The sequence below is a fragment of the Lysinibacillus sp. NPDC097287 genome, from assembly GCF_044761695.1.
Lineage (GTDB): Bacteria > Bacillota > Bacilli > Bacillales_A > Planococcaceae > Lysinibacillus.
This window is the reverse complement of the sequence record NZ_JBIWCX010000002.1, coordinates 194,989-212,540: the sequence shown is the minus strand read 5'-3', so window position 1 is coordinate 212,540 and position 17,552 is coordinate 194,989. Positions and strand designations below refer to the sequence as shown.

18 protein-coding genes are annotated in these 17,552 nt (G+C 38.1%); 3 read left to right on the top strand and 15 right to left on the bottom strand.

All coding sequences use genetic code 11. The features are described from left to right. Positions 1 to 188 precede the first annotated feature (188 nt). The 12 genes from spo0A to nusB form a co-directional block, all read right to left on the bottom strand. Positions 189 to 980: a sporulation transcription factor Spo0A gene (spo0A, locus tag ACIQ2D_RS04120; RefSeq protein WP_402859815.1), complete on the bottom strand. Its 792-nt coding sequence runs from the start codon at positions 978 to 980 to the stop codon at positions 189 to 191. Positions 981 to 1,403: 423 nt separating this feature from the next. Beyond that, positions 1,404 to 2,351, bottom strand: coding sequence for a SpoIVB peptidase S55 domain-containing protein (locus ACIQ2D_RS04115; protein ID WP_402859813.1), 948 nt, complete (start codon positions 2,349 to 2,351; stop codon positions 1,404 to 1,406). A gap of 126 nt (positions 2,352 to 2,477) precedes the next feature. Next, the gene (gene recN / locus ACIQ2D_RS04110) at positions 2,478 to 4,169 is read right to left on the bottom strand and encodes a DNA repair protein RecN (protein WP_402859810.1); all 1,692 of its coding nucleotides are present in this window, start codon (positions 4,167 to 4,169) and stop codon (positions 2,478 to 2,480) included. 44 nt (positions 4,170 to 4,213) lie between these two features. Beyond that, positions 4,214 to 4,663 carry a transcriptional regulator AhrC/ArgR gene (gene ahrC / locus ACIQ2D_RS04105; RefSeq protein ID WP_219361662.1) on the bottom strand — a complete coding sequence of 150 codons (450 nt, stop codon included), beginning with the start codon at positions 4,661 to 4,663 and terminating at the stop codon, positions 4,214 to 4,216. A 101-nt stretch (positions 4,664 to 4,764) separates the two neighbouring features. Continuing rightward, entirely contained in the window at positions 4,765 to 5,583 is an 819-nt protein-coding gene (locus ACIQ2D_RS04100) for a TlyA family RNA methyltransferase (RefSeq protein WP_402859807.1), read from the bottom strand. Next, positions 5,580 to 7,484, bottom strand: coding sequence for a 1-deoxy-D-xylulose-5-phosphate synthase (gene dxs, locus ACIQ2D_RS04095; RefSeq protein WP_402859804.1), 1,905 nt, complete (start codon positions 7,482 to 7,484; stop codon positions 5,580 to 5,582). Before dxs ends, ACIQ2D_RS04100 begins: the two co-directional genes overlap by 4 nt. A 165-nt stretch (positions 7,485 to 7,649) precedes the next feature. Beyond that, positions 7,650 to 8,531 carry a polyprenyl synthetase family protein gene (locus ACIQ2D_RS04090; protein ID WP_402859801.1) on the bottom strand — a complete coding sequence of 294 codons (882 nt, stop codon included), beginning with the start codon at positions 8,529 to 8,531 and terminating at the stop codon, positions 7,650 to 7,652. Between the two features lie 3 nt (positions 8,532 to 8,534). Then, positions 8,535 to 8,768 (bottom strand): exodeoxyribonuclease VII small subunit, encoded by a 234-nt coding sequence (gene xseB, locus ACIQ2D_RS04085; protein WP_402859798.1) that lies wholly within the window; start codon positions 8,766 to 8,768, stop codon positions 8,535 to 8,537. Positions 8,769 to 8,770: 2 nt separating this feature from the next. After that, positions 8,771 to 10,123 (bottom strand): exodeoxyribonuclease VII large subunit, encoded by a 1,353-nt coding sequence (gene xseA, locus ACIQ2D_RS04080; RefSeq protein WP_402859795.1) that lies wholly within the window; start codon positions 10,121 to 10,123, stop codon positions 8,771 to 8,773. 250 nt (positions 10,124 to 10,373) lie between these two features. Further along, positions 10,374 to 11,189 carry an undecaprenyl-diphosphate phosphatase gene (locus ACIQ2D_RS04075; RefSeq protein WP_402859792.1) on the bottom strand — a complete coding sequence of 272 codons (816 nt, stop codon included), beginning with the start codon at positions 11,187 to 11,189 and terminating at the stop codon, positions 10,374 to 10,376. A 311-nt stretch (positions 11,190 to 11,500) separates the two neighbouring features. Then, positions 11,501 to 12,358, bottom strand: coding sequence for a bifunctional methylenetetrahydrofolate dehydrogenase/methenyltetrahydrofolate cyclohydrolase FolD (gene folD / locus ACIQ2D_RS04070; protein ID WP_402859789.1), 858 nt, complete (start codon positions 12,356 to 12,358; stop codon positions 11,501 to 11,503). A gap of 137 nt (positions 12,359 to 12,495) precedes the next feature. Beyond that, positions 12,496 to 12,876: a transcription antitermination factor NusB gene (gene nusB, locus ACIQ2D_RS04065; protein ID WP_402859786.1), complete on the bottom strand. Its 381-nt coding sequence runs from the start codon at positions 12,874 to 12,876 to the stop codon at positions 12,496 to 12,498. Between the two features lie 479 nt (positions 12,877 to 13,355). On the opposite strand from nusB, the gene ACIQ2D_RS04060 reads away from it, so the two are divergent. Continuing rightward, on the top strand, positions 13,356 to 14,198 hold the full coding sequence (locus tag ACIQ2D_RS04060; RefSeq protein WP_402859783.1) for a MerR family transcriptional regulator: 843 nt from the start codon (positions 13,356 to 13,358) through the stop codon (positions 14,196 to 14,198). A gap of 8 nt (positions 14,199 to 14,206) precedes the next feature. Here the strand turns inward: ACIQ2D_RS04060 and ACIQ2D_RS04055 are convergent, their stop codons facing one another. After that, complete coding sequence (locus tag ACIQ2D_RS04055) at positions 14,207 to 14,431, bottom strand: hypothetical protein (protein ID WP_402859780.1); 225 nt, start codon at positions 14,429 to 14,431, stop codon at positions 14,207 to 14,209. A 168-nt stretch (positions 14,432 to 14,599) separates the two neighbouring features. On the opposite strand from ACIQ2D_RS04055, the gene ACIQ2D_RS04050 reads away from it, so the two are divergent. Then, positions 14,600 to 15,784, top strand: a complete 1,185-nt coding sequence (locus tag ACIQ2D_RS04050; RefSeq protein WP_402859777.1) for an MFS transporter — start codon at positions 14,600 to 14,602, stop codon at positions 15,782 to 15,784. Between the two features lie 46 nt (positions 15,785 to 15,830). Here ACIQ2D_RS04050 and ACIQ2D_RS04045 read toward each other — a convergent pair whose 3' ends face one another. Beyond that, positions 15,831 to 16,241, bottom strand: a complete 411-nt coding sequence (locus ACIQ2D_RS04045; protein WP_402859774.1) for an Asp23/Gls24 family envelope stress response protein — start codon at positions 16,239 to 16,241, stop codon at positions 15,831 to 15,833. Between the two features lie 243 nt (positions 16,242 to 16,484). Between ACIQ2D_RS04045 and ACIQ2D_RS04040 the strand changes: the two genes are divergently transcribed. Next, the gene (locus ACIQ2D_RS04040) at positions 16,485 to 16,775 is read left to right on the top strand and encodes a hypothetical protein (protein ID WP_402859771.1); all 291 of its coding nucleotides are present in this window, start codon (positions 16,485 to 16,487) and stop codon (positions 16,773 to 16,775) included. A 65-nt stretch (positions 16,776 to 16,840) separates the two neighbouring features. Here ACIQ2D_RS04040 and ACIQ2D_RS04035 read toward each other — a convergent pair whose 3' ends face one another. Then, positions 16,841 to 17,551 carry a hypothetical protein gene (locus tag ACIQ2D_RS04035; RefSeq protein WP_402859768.1) on the bottom strand — a complete coding sequence of 237 codons (711 nt, stop codon included), beginning with the start codon at positions 17,549 to 17,551 and terminating at the stop codon, positions 16,841 to 16,843. Position 17,552: the final 1 nt, after the last annotated feature.

The following is a 17,552-nucleotide window of genomic DNA, read 5'->3' as shown; positions in this document are numbered from 1 at the left end:
TTTAGTAATATTTAAACTAAAAATTATTTTACGTATTTAGTGAAGTAGGATTAATGGCATAAAAAAGACGCCTTTTAAATAGTCGTCATTAACTGTCCAAAAAGGCGTAATATAATTTTGTTATCAACAAAATCTTTAAAGAGCATTCTCCACTGGCAAAATGCTCATAATTCTTATCTGTACAGAGCTTAGCTCGCCATCATATCAATACGAATCTTGTCTGCGATCATGGCGATGAACTCTGAATTTGTCGGCTTCGACTTTAAGTGATGCACAGTATAGCCGAACATCGACGAAATTGATTCGTAATTACCACGATTCCACGCAACTTCAATGGCATGACGAATCGCACGTTCTACACGAGATGGTGTCGTATTGAATTTTTTCGCGATTTCTGGATATAAGATTTTTGTCACTGAGCCTAATAACTCGATATCCTCATACACCATTTGAATTGCTTCACGTAAATACGAGTAGCCTTTAATATGTGCAGGAACACCAATTTCTTTAATAATTGCAGTGATTGTACTGTCTAACTGATGTTGATTTAATTTCTGAGGCGCAGCAGGTTGTAGAATACTTGCCTTTTTCGGTAACGCTGCTTTTTGGCCTGCGCAATGTAAAATCTTTTGGACAAGTTGCTCGAATTCAAAAGGCTTCAACATAAAATACGAAGCGCCTAAATCGACAGCTTGTTTCATTACATCTTCCTGACCAAATGCCGTTAACATGATCACTTGTACTGATGACATTTTTTCATTTTGATACATAGCTTCTAACACAGCTAAGCCATCAAGATGTGGCATAATAATATCTAGTAATAAAACATCTGGAGAATACTCTTCAAGCATTTGAATACAAACTTTCCCGTTCGAAGCTGTTGCGATTACTTCTATTTCAGGGTGATTTTGAAAATACAACTCCATAGTTTTCAATAATTCACGATTATCATCTGCGATTGCCACTTTTACTTTTGACATTCCAATTCCTCCTTTTGGATTTTGCTTTGAAACTTCAGTCAAAGCATCGAACCATTTCTCCCTTTTATGCTTTTTAGACACATTATGGAATTTTCGACATTTTTGATCAAATTCCTTTTTCGTTTCCAAAAATGAGTACGTAGTCTGAGATATTCTTTGTAAATCGACAATTAACTGTAATTTACTACAACTTGTCGAATAATCATTACCCTTATTGTAGAGAATATTGCTTGATAAAACTACTCTATTTCTCAAAGAATCGATAATCTTTGCTTAAATATGTATGAAATACCTAATGAGAGAGATAATATTTTGTAGAAAGCAATAGTGGATGTGTTAAAAATGGATACTCCACTTTTAACACATCCCTCTATTTTACATAGCTATTCGCAATACATGAAACTTTTTTGCTACATCCGTTCTCTAAGATGATTTTTCCAGCATTTCTTCCACTGTAATAGCCGCACCTTTTTTTGGTTCTTCTACAAACATATGTGTAACAGCACCTACAAAACGCCCCTCTTGAATAATCGGGCTACCGCTCATACCTTGTAAAATTCCCCCGGTTTTCTCAATAAGCTTCTCGTCAGATACAACGAATTCAAGTCGTTCATTTTCAACCTTTGTAATTTCTATGGTAAACGACTCTACTTTGCTACCCTCGATTGCCGTATAAATTTCTGCTTTCCCGATTTTTATATCCTTCTCATGCATAATTTCAATTGCTTTTGGCAATCTTTTTTGATATCCAACTTCCCATCGGCCATAAATGCCGTAGACTGTATTTTTATCAATACTTCCTAATCGGGCTTGTTGTTTCTCAATGGACGAAATTTTATAACCTGGTTGTCCTGGTGTACTTTTTCGTATTTGATGAATGGAAGCTAAAAAAATTGAGCCATCATGAAAAATTGGGGCCTTTTGCAAGGTTGAGTCTACAATTTGATGTCCAAGTGCGCCGTAATTTTGTGTCTCTGGATCAATATATGTCAGTGTGCCTACACCATCTGTTTCATCTTTCAAGAAGGAAATTACATTATCTGCCTCATTCTCTTGTATTTCTAATATTTGCTGTTTACCTTCACTTTGAATAGTCCACTGCTGCTGACCATTTTTCTGTGTGGCCTGTTGTGCATCTGCTAACGTTTTAACGGAAACACCATTTATTTTTTCAACGACAGCTCCTCCTTTCATCCATTTATTGGATGATAATAGTATGTCATGTGCTACGAATACATGTGATAATTGAAGCTGTATTCCGATGGCTTCACCCATTGGAATAAGTTTTTTTGCTGCTAGTGCTTGAATAGGCATAAATAACAAAACAATGAGCATGGGCAGTGTGACAAATTGACGCCAATGACGATTCATATGACACCTCCTTTTCAATATTGTCTTGTTACTATGTGTTGTTGTCTCATTCTTATAAGCGGTAAATATTTGCGTAAAATGAAAAAAGCCTAGAAACACTTCATCCTGTTTCTAGACTTCTTCTTATTAACGCATTTTACTTTTTCTCTCATTTGCCATATTTAAAAGCTCGGTTGCATGTTGTAAGGTTAATTCGGTGATTTCAGCTCCAGACATCATGCGACTAACTTCTTCAATGCGAGCTTTTGTATCTATTTCTGCAAGTGACGTAAACGTGCGATCGTGTTCGACTTCTTTTTTTATAAAGTAATGATGATCTGCCATTGCCGCAACTTGAGGTAAATGTGAAATACATAAAACTTGCGAATTTATGGAGATTGCCGCAATTTTTTCTGCAATCGCTTGTGCCACTCGACCACTCACGCCTGTATCCACTTCATCAAAAATAATCGATGTCACACCATTTGAAGATGAAAAAATTGTTTTCAAGGCAAGCATCATACGTGATAATTCACCACCGGATGCAATTTTCGGCAAAGATTTTGGTGGTTCGCCGACATTTGTTGAAATATAGAAAACAATTTGGTCTTTACCATTTACATCAAAGGTCGGTAACGAATCAAAATTCACGATAAACTTGGCTTTTTCCATATGTAATTCACGTAGCTCTGCCATAATCGCTTCACTAAGCTCGATTGCAGCCTTTTTACGTACTTCTGATAACTGTTCTGCTAAATCCGTTAAGACTGCTTCCATCTCAACTACCTTGCGCTCTTTTACCTGTAAAATTTCATCACGATTTAATAATTCATTTAAATCTGTTTTAATTTTTTCATGATAGGCCAAAATATCCTTAACTGTAGAACCATATTTACGCTTTAAATTTTGTAATAATGCCAGACGCTGCTCAACTTCATTTAAACGAGCTGGATCGAATTCTAATTCATCGAGAATATTTTTAATTTGATACGCTGCATCTTGTAGTGCGTAAAATGCACTTGTCACCGCTTCAGATGATTCTTTAAAGTGCTCATCAATAGCTGCTGCATCATCTAATGCACCCATGGCATTACCAATACAGTCTAAGCCCCTAGAGTCACCTTGAATCGCTTCATAAGCTGTACTTGAGCGCTCGAAAATTTTGTTAAAATTCATGAGACGACGACGTTCATCCAGTAAATCATCTTCCTCACTAATACTAATATTCGCATCATCAAGCTCTTTTATTTGAAATTGATATAAATCAATGCGTTGCGCCATTAACTGCTCATCAATTGAAATTGAAGCCAGTTCCTTTCGCAGTGCACGGTACGCCTCAAAATTTTCACTATATTTTTCTTGAATTGGTGCTAATTGCTCTGCCGCATATTGATTGAGTAAATTAATATGCTGCTTTTCGTCCATCAACTCTTGATTTTCATGCTGTCCATGAATATCAATAAGACTTGAACCAATATCACGTAAGACTGAAAGCGGGACAAGCTTGCCATTAACACGGCATACACTCTTCCCAGAATCATTTAAATCACGGCGTAAAATAATCGTGTCTTCTTCCACTTCAATGCCTGCTTCATCCAACTTTTTATAAATTGGATGCTCATCAGAAGAAATTTGAAATAACCCACCAATTTCAGCTTTTTTCGCTCCATGGCGGATGAATTCTGAATTTCCTCGACCACCCGCTAGTAAATGCACTGCATCTATAATGATGGATTTTCCAGCACCTGTTTCACCTGTTAAAACTGTTAAACCATCAGAAAAGCTCACCGTTAAATCTTCGATGATGGCAAAGTTTCGAATACTAAGTTCTCTTAACACAAATTGTCACCTCTGTATCAAATTCACCTTGCTATACATCTCGTTTACAACATTTCCAATAATCGATTTTTTGTATTCTCTCGTTCGTTTTCATCACGACAAATAATTAAAATCGTATCATCCCCAGAAATTGTTCCTAAAATTTCTGGCCAATCCAAATGATCAAGTAATGATGCAATAGCATTCGCATTCCCAGGTAAAGCCTTCATAACAAGGAAGTGAGATGCGCCATCGATGCTTATAAAAGCATCTGCAAGTGCACGATGTAATTTTTGTACGGGATTAAAACGTTGATCTGCAGGTAAGCTATACTTATAACGACCATCTTGTAATGGTACTTTCACTAAATGTAATTCTTTTATATCTCGTGACACTGTTGCTTGCGTTACGTTGTATCCAGCTTCTTTTAAGAAATCGACTAAATCGTCTTGTGTTTCTATTTCATGATTAGCAATAATATCTCGAATTCGAATATGTCGTTGGCTTTTATTCATTTAGGTCACCTCTTATAAATAGTTAAATATTTGTATATTTACACTACCATTTCAGACGCAAAAGCACAAGAAAAAACACGGCTCGGATGCCCGAGCACGTGCTATTTTAGAGTGCTATGTGCTTCTTCAACGAGTGTATTAAAAGCTGTATATGCAGGGATTTCTTCTCCGTCTACAGGGTTCACTAAATGGAATAAAAATTCAATATTTCCTTCCCCACCTGTTATTGGAGAATACGATGCATCTTTGACAACAAAACCGACTTCTGTTGCCATCTTAGCTGTTTTTTCAAGAACCTCTAGATGTACTTTTTTATCGCGAACAATCCCTTTTTTACCGACATTTTCTTTACCTGCTTCAAATTGAGGCTTCACTAAGGCCATGACATCTCCGCCAGGCATTAACACTGTTTTTAATACAGGTAAAATAAGAGATAGCGAGATAAAACTCACATCAATTGTCGCAAATTCAGGTAAACCCTCCGTTAAATCAGCTGCTGTTGTATAGCGGAAATTAGTTTTTTCCATCACTGTTACACGCTCATCTGAACGAATCTTCCAAGCAAGTTGATTGGAGCCTACATCCAAGGCATAGCAATGTCTTGCGCCGTTTTGTAGCGCACAATCCGTGAAGCCTCCTGTGGATGAACCAATATCAAGCATGAGCTTGCCGTCTACAGACATATCAAAAATTTGTAGCGCTTTTTCTAATTTCAAGCCGCCACGACTTACATATTTTAAATCCGATCCTTTAACTTGTAGTGGCGCGTCAATCGCAATTTTTTCGCCTGCTTTGTCAATACGAATCTCATTGGAAAAGACGAGCCCTGCCATAATGGAGCGCTTCGCCTTTTCACGAGTTTCACATAAACCGCGTTCTACAAGTAAAATATCTACTCGTTCTTTCGGTTGTTTTGTCATTGTAATTTCGAACCTACTTGCTGTTTATGTTGCAATAGTGCGTGAATACGCGCTACTGTTTCTTCTGCTGTCACATGAATTTCTTCAAGTAATTGATCGACATTTCCATGCTCAATAAATTGGTCTGGAATACCCATACGATCAATCAAGCTATTTTGATAACCATGATCATGTGCAAATTCTAACACACCACTGCCAAAGCCACCTTGAAGAACTGCTTCTTCAATAGTTAAAATCGGCTTACGGTTTGTTAGAATACGATGTAACATTTCTTCATCCATTGGCTTAATAAAGCGAGCATTAACTACTTCAACCTCTACCCCTTGTAGTGCTAAAGCTTCTGCCGCTTCCATCGCCATTGGGATCGTTGTACCGAATGTTAAAATCGATGCATCTTTCCCTTCACGAAGTACTTCCCAGCTACCGATTGGCAATACCTTTAACTCGTCATCCATTGGCACACCTAAGCCGTTGCCACGAGGATAGCGAAGTGCAATCGGACCACCATCATACTCGATAGCCGTCTTAACCATATGCTGACCTTCATTTTCATCTTTTGGCATCATGATCGTCATATTCGGCATATGACGTAAAAAGGCAATATCGAACACGCCTTGATGTGTCTCACCGTCTGCCCCAACTAGGCCAGCACGGTCAATCCCGATGAAAACATTTAAGTTTGGACGCGCAATATCATGTAATACCTGGTCATACGCACGTTGCAAGAACGTTGAGTAAATCGCAAGGAAAGGTTTCATTTTTTGTGTCGCAAGCCCTGCTGCCATAGTTGCGGCATGTTGCTCTGCAATGCCGACATCAAAGAAACGATGCGGGAAATCTTGTTGAATGCCCTGTAACTTAGAACCAACAGGCATTGCCGGTGTAATCGTCACGACGCGTTCATCTTCATGTGAGACCTTACGTACTGTTTCAGCAATCAAGCTACTCCAAGCTGGTCCTTTAGTGTCTGATTTGACAAATGCACCTGTTTCCATTTTATAAGGACCAGTACCATGCCAGTTTCCGATTGTATCATCTTCAGCTGGTTTATAGCCCTTACCTTTTTTCGTAATTACATGTACGAGCACGGGACCCTTAACTTTTTTCGCATGCAATAATGTTGTTTCAAGTGCTTCAAAATCATGTCCATCAATCGGTCCTAAGTATTTAAAGCCCAGTTCTTCAAAGAACACACCTGAGACCACTAAATATTTTAAGCTATCTTTTACACGCTCTGCTGTTGAAGCAAGCTTACCACCGAGTACAGGAATTTTGTTGATGAGTGATTCTAGTTCTTCTTTAGCTTTTGAATATTCTTTCGCTGTACGCAAACGACCTAAAACACTGTGTAATGCTCCAACGTTTGGTGCAATCGACATTTCGTTATCGTTTAAAATAACAATCATATTTGTTTTTTCATGTCCGATGTGATTCAACGCCTCAAGCGCCATTCCACCAGTAAGAGCACCATCACCGATAATTGGTACAACGTAATTTTTTTCTTTTTTTATATCACGTGCTGCTGCCATCCCCATGGCAGCCGACAAGGACGTCGAACTATGACCAGTTTCCCATTCGTCATGTTCACTCTCCACAAGCTTTGGAAAACCACAAAGCCCTTTGAACTGACGTAAAGTATCAAATTGATTTGCACGACCTGTCAAAATTTTATGCACGTAAGCTTGGTGGCCGACATCCCATAAAAACTTATCTTTTGGACTGTCAAACATCTTATGAAGCATAATTGTAAGCTCCACAACGCCTAGGTTAGGCCCAATATGACCACCTGTGACAGAACATTTTTCGATTAAGAAAGAACGAATCTCTTTTGCAAGCTGTTCTAACTGTCTCTTATTTAAGTTTTTTAAAAAGGATGGACTAGAAATCTTATTTAAATCCACCTTTCTCACACACCTTTTCAATAAATTATTCACCGCATTCGTGTTTCCACTATTATAACAGTGTTATCGTTATGCTAAAAGTACGAACACTTTTGTTTGCAACTTTCGCAAACTTTCCCTCACCTATTCTAGCATAACCTCAGCTTAAAAAGCCTTGTTTTTCTCTTAGTTTTTACGATGAACAATATAAGCCGCAAATTCACGTAGTAAACTTGTATCTACATCTAATTTTTCAAGTGCTGCAATGGCATAATTGTAATGCTCAGAGAGCTTTTCTTTTGCACCATCTAGTGTAAGAAGTGCTGGATATGTGCTTTTATCGCTTGCCTCATCTTTACCCGCTGTTTTCCCTAGTTCTTCGGATGTACCTTCAATATCTAAAATATCATCTTGAATTTGGAACGCTAGCCCGATATGATGCGCATATTCTACTAGTATTGCACGTTCTTCAGGGGTTGCATCTGCTAATACAGCCCCCGATTCGATACTAAAGCGAAGTAGTGCACCTGTTTTATTGACATGTACATGTTCAAGTTCTGATAAGTTCAATTGACGTTTTTCACCTTCAATATCTAAAACTTGACCGCCTACCATGCCCTCAGCCCCAGCAGCCACGCTTAGTAGATTGACAAGCTCAATACGTTTTTCCGCGGAGAGGTTCATGCGTGCTAACACACCAAAAGCAAGCGTATTTAATGCGTCTCCAGCAAGTATTGCAAGTGCATCACCAAATACCTTATGGTTTGTTAATTTACCACGACGAAAATCGTCATTATCCATACTTGGCAGATCATCGTGAATGAGTGAATATGTATGAATCATTTCAATCACTGCACCAACTATTAAAGCATCCTGTTTATCTTTCCCATAAACATCTAAGACCGCAAGTACAAATAGTGGACGAATACGTTTCCCGCCTGCTTCAAGTGAATAAAGCATAGATTTTTTTAAATCAGTAGGTGCCTCAATTTTTTCAACAAGTGCATACATCTCTGCTTCTACTTGTGGTGTATTCACTTCAATAAAATGCTTTAACTGTTCATTCATGAATTAGTTCTCTCCCTTTAACGGATCAAAATCTTTCGTTTCTCCAGTCTCTTGGACAATTGAAATAAGTTGCTCTTCGGCATTCTGTAATTTGCTATGACAAAATTGAGATAATTCCATGCCTTGTTTATATAAATCAATCGCATTTTCTAGAGGTACATCGCCCTGTTCTAACTGACGAACAATTTCCTCTAATGCTGTCATTGCCTCTGCAAATGTCTGTTGTTGTTTTGTCACTTTTATTCCCCCTCACTGTTCAGGTTGACTTCTTTTACTTCAGCTGTCACCTTGCCGTCATAAAAAGAAAGTGTCACGGTATCGTTTGGCTCTAAATCCGCGGATGATTTTAGCACTTTATCCTCTTTATAAGCTACTGTAAACCCTCTTGTTAATATTGCAAGTGGGTTAAGTGCTTCAAGGGTTCTTACTGATGCTCCGAATTGTTGTTTTTGCTTTGCAACAAACTGCTCAGCAGCACGCGTTAATTGCAGTGTACTCACTTCAAGTTCTCTCCGATGAAAAGCTAATGCCTTTTTGGGAGAATGCTGTTGTATTGTGCCATGTAGCTTTTGTAGTTGGGATGATTTTTTCATCAAATCTACTTGCATCGCTTTTTGAAGCCCTGTATCCAGCTGGGCTAATTTTTCTGTAAACGGACGGTACAATCTTTCCGGCATGGATAATGGATAGGACTGTTGTAGTTTACTTAGACGCCTACGTTCTGTTGTAAGTTGCATTCGCACGATTTGATGGAGTTGTGATTTTTGTGTCAGCACACGTTGAAACAATTCTTGTTGATCTGGTACCGCCATCTCCGCTGCTGCCGTTGGTGTAGGCGCACGTAAATCAGCGACAAAATCCGCAATTGTTGTATCGGTTTCGTGACCTACCGCACTTATAATCGGAATACGGCTCCCAAAAATCGCTCGAGCCACTGCTTCCTCGTTAAACGCCCATAAATCTTCTATCGAACCACCACCACGCCCGACGATTAATACATCACACTTGGCATCTCGATTGGCATTCTCAATGTTTTGTACAATGTTTGGTGTAGCTTGTGCACCTTGCACCAATGTTGGATAAATTAAAATTTCAGCAAGTGGATATCGACGCTTTAAAGTTGTACAAATATCGCGAATCGCTGCACCTGTTGTTGACGTTAATACACCAATTTTTTCAGGATACTTTGGAATCGGTTGCTTCCATTCCGGTTTAAAAAGACCTTCTTTTTGCAACTGCTCTTTTAGCTGATTAAACGCGACAAATAAGCTTCCGACACCATCTGGTTGCATTTCTTGTGCATACAATTGATAGGTACCATAGCCTTCGTATACGTTTACATCCCCGCGGATAAATACTTGCATACCTTCCTTAGGTTCAAACGCTAGCTTTGTAGCCGCTGTTTTAAACATCGTCGCAGCAATACGTGCCCCGTCATCTTTTAACGTAAAGTATATATGCCCAGACTGATGAAGTTTTACATTCGACAGTTCACCTTTAACATACACATCTCGTAAATGCGGGTCGGCATCAAATTTTCGCTTTATATATTTCGTTAACGCTTTTACAGTTAAATAAGAAGCTGACGACATATTTTCCGGCTCCTTTTCTTATATCAAGTTTTCATCAAAACTATACTTATCATAACATTTTTTGCCGAATATGACGTGTGAAAATGTTGATTTACAGAAGATAAAAACATTCTTGCCTGATTATTTTATTACACACAACTGCACTACCTCTGTAACACCATTAATATCGATTATACAGTAATGACTATCTAAAAAAATAGACTTAACATCTAAAGCCTCCTAACGAAAGTAACGTCAAGAGGCTTATATCTTAAAAAAATATCAGCAATAAAGTTCCTACAATAAAACAATAATAAGTAAAGTAGATTAGCTTACCACTCTTCATAATGCCCATAAACCAACGCATTGCAAAGTATGTCATGAATAAAGTCGCAATAAATGCAGCAGCATATGGAACAGCAAGTGCCCCTTTATTCGGTTCACCTAAAAAATCTGAAACTCCTAGCACAACACCACCAAGGCTGACTGGAATATAAAGCATGAATGAAAAGCGTAGTGCTGTTTCTCGCTTCATCCCAACCGCAATTGCTGAAATAATGGTTGCACCAGAGCGGCTAATCCCAGGCGTCAACGCAACAGCTTGCCCTAACCCAACAAGAATCGCATCTTTTGCCGTTAAATCTTCATCACGTTTTGTACCACGCATATTTCGAATAAGAAATAGTGCAATCCCCGTTACAAAAAGCATAATCGCGATAGTTGTCATACTGATATTTTCCGCAATGACATCACTCAATAGCACGCCAAGCACACCTGCTGGAATTGAACCAATCACAATGAATAATACAAAGCGAAAATCGGCTCTATAACGTCTTTGCTTCGTCGTTATATACTTAATCGAATGAGATATTAAACGAAGGATATCCTCCCGGTAAATATAAACAACTGCAAATAAGGATGCAGTATTTGTTAAGATGGCAAAGGTAAACCCTTGTTCCCCCATCCCAAGAATTTCACTAGCAATCATCACATGTCCACTTGAAGAAACAGGAATCGGCTCTGTGAAACCTTGTACAAGTCCAATAATTATATATTTCAGTATAAGTATTAAATCAAAGTTCTCCATAAAAACCTCCACTGTAAGTTTTAAAGTCCCCCCATAACTTGGGGTTGATTTCCGTTCCGACTGGGCGCTTTACGGGGGGCGTCTGATGAGCCGCTGATCCCCCAGGAGTCGCCCCAGCCTCCACTTCAATCAACGAGCATTTTAATATTGTTATACTTTTAAACCAAATTTCATACCCGGCTTTTGGTGATAAACCAGTTTTAACTAAAAAGCTTTTCTTTAGACGCATTTGAAATTAAAAAGTTCGCTCAGAAAAAGGGTGTCCCAAAAGTAAATTGAGACACCCTTTTCTTAATAAATTACAGACATTTTTATTGATTTGCAAGTTTGTTTTCAGCAGCTTGCACTGTATTGAATAGTAACATTGTAATCGTCATTGGTCCTACGCCACCTGGTACCGGTGTAATATGAGAAGCAATGCCGTCTACATCTGCAAAGTTTACGTCGCCGCACAGCTTGTTGTTCTCATCTCGGTTAATACCGACATCGATCACAACTGCGCCTTCTTTAACATGCTCCTTCGTAATGAAGTTCGCACGACCTACGGCTGCAATTAAAATATCCGCCTGTTTTGTGAATGAAGGTAAATCCGGTGTTTTTGAATGCGTGTATGTAACCGTTGCATCTTTTTGTAAAAGAAGTTGTCCCATTGGCTTGCCAACGATATGACTACGACCAACGATGACCGCATGTTTTCCTGCGATTTCAATTCCTGAATATTCAAGAAGCTTCATCACCCCAAACGGCGTACATGGTAAAAAAGTTTCTTGGCCAAGCATCATTTTCCCAACACTTACTGGCGAGAATCCATCAACGTCTTTTTCAACAGAGATGGTAGCAATAACTGTGTCCTCATCAATATGTTTTGGAAGTGGTAATTGTACTAAAATACCGTGAATATCTTCACGCTTATTTAATATTTCAATTTGCTCTAGTAGAGCTTCTTGTGTTGTTTCCTCTGAAAGCTGTACTAGCTCCGAAAACACACCAATTGCTTCACAAGATTTTTGCTTATTTCTTACGTATGTAGCAGAAGCTTGGTTGTCACCGACTAGCACTACTGCTAGACCTGGTGTTAAACCTTTCTCTTTCAAACTAGCAACGCGACCGGCTACTGAATTCCGAATCTCTTGACCAATTTCTTTACCATTAATAATTGCACTCGACATAAACTTTAGTTACTCCTTCCAATTTTCAACTCTCAAACATCTCTGGCGTATGTTACAACTGTCACTTCGCTTTCGCGTAAGAACATTTGCAACATACGCCAGAGTGTAAACTTTAATCAGAATACTGATTAAAGGGATTATTGTTCTGTAAATTTAGAAAGTACGCCATTAACAAATTTAGACGACCCATCGTCGCCAAATGTTTTGCATAATTCGATTGCTTCGTTAAGTATTACTCGGTTTGGTGTTTCTTGCATATATAGCAGTTCGTATACAGCTAGACGTAAAACAGTTCTCTCGATTTTTGGTAGACGGGCAAGTGACCACTTCTCTAAATGTTGCTCTATTGCCGCATCGATTTCCTCCAAATGTTCAGCTGTTCCTTTTACAATCTTTTCGTAGAAAGCATTTGTTGGTTGGCCTTTAATGTGCTCCATTGCTTCTTCGACTGTCAGATCCGTATTGTCTAGCTGAAACAAAACTTGCAACGCTTTTTCGCGTGCTTCATGTCGTTTCATGTAAAGCTCTCCTTCATAAGTGGCATTAAGGTTTATAATAGCATAAATTCATGCAAGAAACATGGTTTAACGCAAGTTTTCAATAATCTGAAACCTTTCCCAAGCAACTTAGTGATAGTTTTCATGACTAAAAACAATAGAACGACCATTATTTTTAAAATCTTATGAATGTTATACTGAAAAATATCAAACTCTATTATGTAGAGGTGTTTCTTATGTATGATGAAATGTAAGAAGGCTCAACACCAAAGTCTGTACTTGACAGCACATTCCACTACAGGCGGACGCTTCGCTTTCGCGCAGAGCAAGAGCTTCCAGGGGGCGAGCCTTGAGCCGCTAGGGGTCGCCGCCCTCCGTTCCATGTGCTTACATAAAGTGGGGTTTATTTTAAGTCAAGTACATGTTTTAGCAATGACCCGCAAAAAATTGTATTTTTTTTACAATTCGTTTTATAGTTATTACTTAACTGGAGGCTTTTGATGAAAGAAAATCATTATACAATAGGCGAAGTTGCGAAATTAGCAAACCTGTCCGTGCAAACACTTCGCTACTACGATCAAATTAATTTATTCAAACCTGCTTATACTGATACTTCGAGTAATTATCGCTATTACAAAGACGAACAGTTATTTTATTTAGACATTATTAAATCATTAAAATATATCGGCATCTCCCTTGAGGACATAAAAAAAGCACTACTTCTAACACCAGAAGAACTTCTCGTTTTTTTAGAACAACAAGAACAACGCATCGAAGAAAAAATCAATCGTTTAAATGAGGTGAAGTTCACACTATTAAAAACAAAGAAGCAAACTCAGGAACAAATTGACATTCCGGTATTTGGAGAAGTGTACTCGCGGAATGAAGAAGAAATGCCAATATTACAGGTACAAACAACAGAACTTACCCCAACCTATATCCCTAATGCCTACTATAGTACACTGACGAAAATTCTAGAAAAAGAAGGCAGTGTGCTCAATAGTCGCTATGGCTGTATTTATCAACTTGCGGATTACAACCATGTCGATGATATTATTTATGATGCTGTCTTCACCCCACTTTTAACAGACCGCACATTTTCAAAATTGTCCGCAGATGTCAAACAAACAATTGTACCTGCTGGAACATACTATTGTATTGCGTTCATTTATAATCCTAAAACGTATTTTTCTTATTACGAAAAATTAAAACATTATGTAGAATCCCATGACTTCCCAGTAGAAAAGAAAGTTTTTGAACTGTATATGCCTACTACATTAGCAACCTCTCAGGAAAAGGAATTCATAGTGGAGCTAAAAATCAGGAAAAAACAACAAATCTGAAATTCACTCTATTCATCATCAAAAGTCAGGGGTGACATTTGTTTAAAGAAGCTATTGATTTTAGAATGCTTGTTGATCTTCGTTCCTGCTGGTCGAGTGTAGCTGACGGCATTCGCCTTCGAGGCTTTTAGAGGAACAAAGACTAAAAACGTCACATCCTGTGTGCGCGAAAGCGAAGCGACAGCAGCACACGCCTTTGTGACCAACATCGTGTTGCCCTGAAGCTGGCTCATCGGACACCCCCCGAAAATCGACCAGCCAGAACGGAAATCAACCCAAATGATGGTCATAAGCCATAGACTCTCTTAATCTTAAAATAATTTCATTGACTCTATAGCTACTATAGGGTTTATTTTATAGAATATGTTCAAAAAAGCGAAAAAGCGAAACTCTGTTTTGAAATGAAGGAGAACACCATGACAAAAACACAAAAAGTCACCTTAAGTATTTTACTCTCAAATCTTTTCATCGCCTTTCTAGGCATCGGTCTAGTCATTCCGGTTTTACCGACCTTAATGAATGAACTAGGCATTACCGGCACCGTTGTCGGCTATATGGTCGCAGCATTTGCCATTACACAACTGATTGTGTCACCTATTGCCGGACGCATGGTAGACCGTTTCGGCCGAAAAATAATGATTGTCTCAGGTCTATTTATTTTTGGACTATCTGAATTTTTATTTGGTTTAGGTAAATCAGTTGAAATCTTATTTGTATCACGTATGCTTGGCGGTGTTAGTGCTGCCTTTATCATGCCAGCAGTTACAGCATTTATTGCGGATATTACGACAATGGCACAGCGTCCAAAAGCGCTTGGCTATATGAGTGCAGCCATCAGTACTGGTTTTATCGTCGGACCAGGAATTGGCGGCTTTTTAGCAGAAATAGGTACACGTGTGCCGTTCTTCGTAGCCGGCGTTCTTGGTGCATTTGCTGCAATCCTATCTCTTTTCCTACTAAAAGAGCCAACACGTGCTGTAGATGATACAGATGCAGCTCCCTCAATACTCGGAAGCTTTAAACGTATCTTCAGTCCACTATATTTAATCGCATTTGTATTAATCTTCGTATTATCATTTGGCCTTGCTGCTTTTGAATCGCTGTTTAGCTTATTCGTCGATCATAAATTTGGCTTCACACCAACGGATATTGCAATTATTATTACAGGTAGTGGTATTGTTGGGGCAATCGCACAGCTCGTACTGTTTAATTGGCTCACGCAAAAAATGGGTGAGATTAATCTCATTCGTTATTCCTTGGCGTTGTCAGCTATTTTGACATTTGTGATGACAATTGTCGGTAGTTATTTGTCGATTTTATTTGTTACATTCTTCCTCTTTGTAGGTTTCGATTTAATCCGACCAGCTATCACTTCCTATCTATCGAAAATTGCAGGAAATGAACAAGGCTTCGTCGGAGGCATGAACTCAATGTTTACAAGTCTTGGGAATGTATTTGGACCGATCATAGGTGGTATTTTATTCGATGTGAACTTAAATTATCCATACTACTTTGCAACAATTGTATTAGCAGTTGGTGTTGGCCTAGCTCTATTCTGGAAAAAGCCTAAACATATTGAGATTTAACTATCAAAAAAACCGTTTACGACTATTAGTCATAAACGGTTTTTTCTTATTCTTGAACAGCCACTTCTTCTTTTTCGAAGTGAATCCCAGTAATATGGACATTTACTTCTGCTGTTTCGAGTGCAGTCATATCTAAAATCGCTTGGCGAATTTGTGATTGTACGTCTTTTGCAACTTTCGGGATGGCAAAACCGTATTTCACTGAACAAAAGACATCAATTGAAATTTCACCGGTTTCTGTGACACCTGATTTTATACCTTTATTGTGTACTTTTTTACCAAAGCGTTCTGCAACTCCAGTTGCAATATTACCACGTGTTGCAGAAATTCCTTCTACTTCACTAACCGCAATACCTGCTACAATTTCAATTACTTCCGCAGCTACTTCAATTTTCCCTAATTCTTCTTTACCAGATGGTGCTGGTTGCACAAATGATTGTCCTATTTTTTCTGCCATGCAAATCATCCTTTCCCATACACATTACAAGCTTCAAATGCTGTTATTACGCTTATTATACTATAAAAAGATTCACTTGGCGTGGTAAAGCCACTATATTTTATCTCTAAATCATTGAGTTTATTCAGTCGGACGATAATCTCCAATATAGTACGAATAAAAAACAAGGTGTGTTGATTTCCGCTTTAATAGTAGTGGTTAATCAACACACCAGTATTAATTATATTATCAGGCTTTTTTCAAATGGCTGAAGCAAATCAGTATATGAAGGATTTCAAGGCCAAATTATCTAGCATTCCAAACCCAAAAGATTACCACCTTATTATCAACGCAAAAGAACTAAAAACAGTCTCAGCAGATGTACAAGCAGTTTTGGCAGAAACTATTTCACTCTATCTAAGTACACCATTTAAAACAGTCATGTTTGATTCTGCAATAAGTAAAAGTCAAAATATGCGCGCTGGAAATAAAGAACTTGCAGACAAATTTCTATTCCACGACACACTAGAAGCAGTACTCCGAGGCTGTAGATAATCGGAAAGTGTATTTCGATAATAGTATAGATAAAAGCTACGATTATTCATCGTAGCTTTTTAACTTTATTTTAAATTGATTGATGGATCAATCGGAATATACAAAATCTGTAGATTTTCTGAAACATCTGACGGAATTACATGAAAGAATGGATCGTCTTTATATTCCAACAAAATTGATTTCCCTTTTACATCCGTTGGGAGATAAGCGCCAAATTCTTGTTTTACTAATACTTGAGAACGTGGATTTGTTGCTTCAACAAAAAATCCTTTCATTCCTTCTTCTTTTCCTTTTTCCAAGACCAAATCGACTAATTTCTTTGCAATAAAACGTTTATTTTTTGGTGCTTGCACCCCAATTAAAAAACCGTGCAGTAAATCGCCTTTTTTAATTTTACGCTGCAATACATATTCAAATTTTTCTACTAATAGAGCATCTAGAGGTTCTAATGCTTCTGTTAAACGATTCATCACTTCAAACTTACCATCGAGAGGTTCTTCTTCATGCGCTGGATCAAACACATCTGTCCCAATTACCCCTACTACCTCATCCGTCACATTATCGACTGCAATAAAATGAAATCCTTGTTGATAAGTACTTTCAAAATACATACTGAAAAATTCTGTAAAATCATCAATTGTTAATTTTGTTGCTACGGCTACGGGTTCTTCAATGACATAATCACCATTTTGTACCCCTACAAATGTTTCACTTAAACATCGTGCAGCTTTATCTAAATAAGTTGTGTCCAATTGCATAAACTTATATAATTCCATA

Bases quoted from the DNA above. Each gene is read 5' to 3' on its own strand.
- folD (WP_402859789.1), bottom strand. From the start codon at position 12,358: ATGTCGAGTGCAATTATTAATGGTAAAGAAATTGGTCAAGAGATTCGG.
- ACIQ2D_RS04040 (WP_402859771.1), top strand. From the start codon at position 16,485: ATGGCTGAAGCAAATCAGTATATGAAGGATTTCAAGGCCAAATTATCT.
- ACIQ2D_RS04050 (WP_402859777.1), top strand. From the start codon at position 14,600: ATGAAGGAGAACACCATGACAAAAACACAAAAAGTCACCTTAAGTATT.
- spo0A (WP_402859815.1), bottom strand. From the start codon at position 980: ATGTCAAAAGTAAAAGTGGCAATCGCAGATGATAATCGTGAATTATTG.
- ACIQ2D_RS04060 (WP_402859783.1), top strand. From the start codon at position 13,356: ATGAAAGAAAATCATTATACAATAGGCGAAGTTGCGAAATTAGCAAAC.
- ACIQ2D_RS04035 (WP_402859768.1), bottom strand. From the start codon at position 17,551: ATGGAATTATATAAGTTTATGCAATTGGACACAACTTATTTAGATAAA.
- xseA (WP_402859795.1), bottom strand. From the start codon at position 10,123: ATGTCGTCAGCTTCTTATTTAACTGTAAAAGCGTTAACGAAATATATA.
- ACIQ2D_RS04100 (WP_402859807.1), bottom strand. From the start codon at position 5,583: ATGACAAAACAACCGAAAGAACGAGTAGATATTTTACTTGTAGAACGC.
- ACIQ2D_RS04055 (WP_402859780.1), bottom strand. From the start codon at position 14,431: ATGAGCCAGCTTCAGGGCAACACGATGTTGGTCACAAAGGCGTGTGCT.
- nusB (WP_402859786.1), bottom strand. From the start codon at position 12,876: ATGAAACGACATGAAGCACGCGAAAAAGCGTTGCAAGTTTTGTTTCAG.
- ACIQ2D_RS04045 (WP_402859774.1), bottom strand. From the start codon at position 16,241: ATGGCAGAAAAAATAGGACAATCATTTGTGCAACCAGCACCATCTGGT.
- ahrC (WP_219361662.1), bottom strand. From the start codon at position 4,663: ATGAATAAAAGCCAACGACATATTCGAATTCGAGATATTATTGCTAAT.
- ACIQ2D_RS04090 (WP_402859801.1), bottom strand. From the start codon at position 8,531: ATGAATGAACAGTTAAAGCATTTTATTGAAGTGAATACACCACAAGTA.
- ACIQ2D_RS04075 (WP_402859792.1), bottom strand. From the start codon at position 11,189: ATGGAGAACTTTGATTTAATACTTATACTGAAATATATAATTATTGGA.
- ACIQ2D_RS04115 (WP_402859813.1), bottom strand. From the start codon at position 2,351: ATGAATCGTCATTGGCGTCAATTTGTCACACTGCCCATGCTCATTGTT.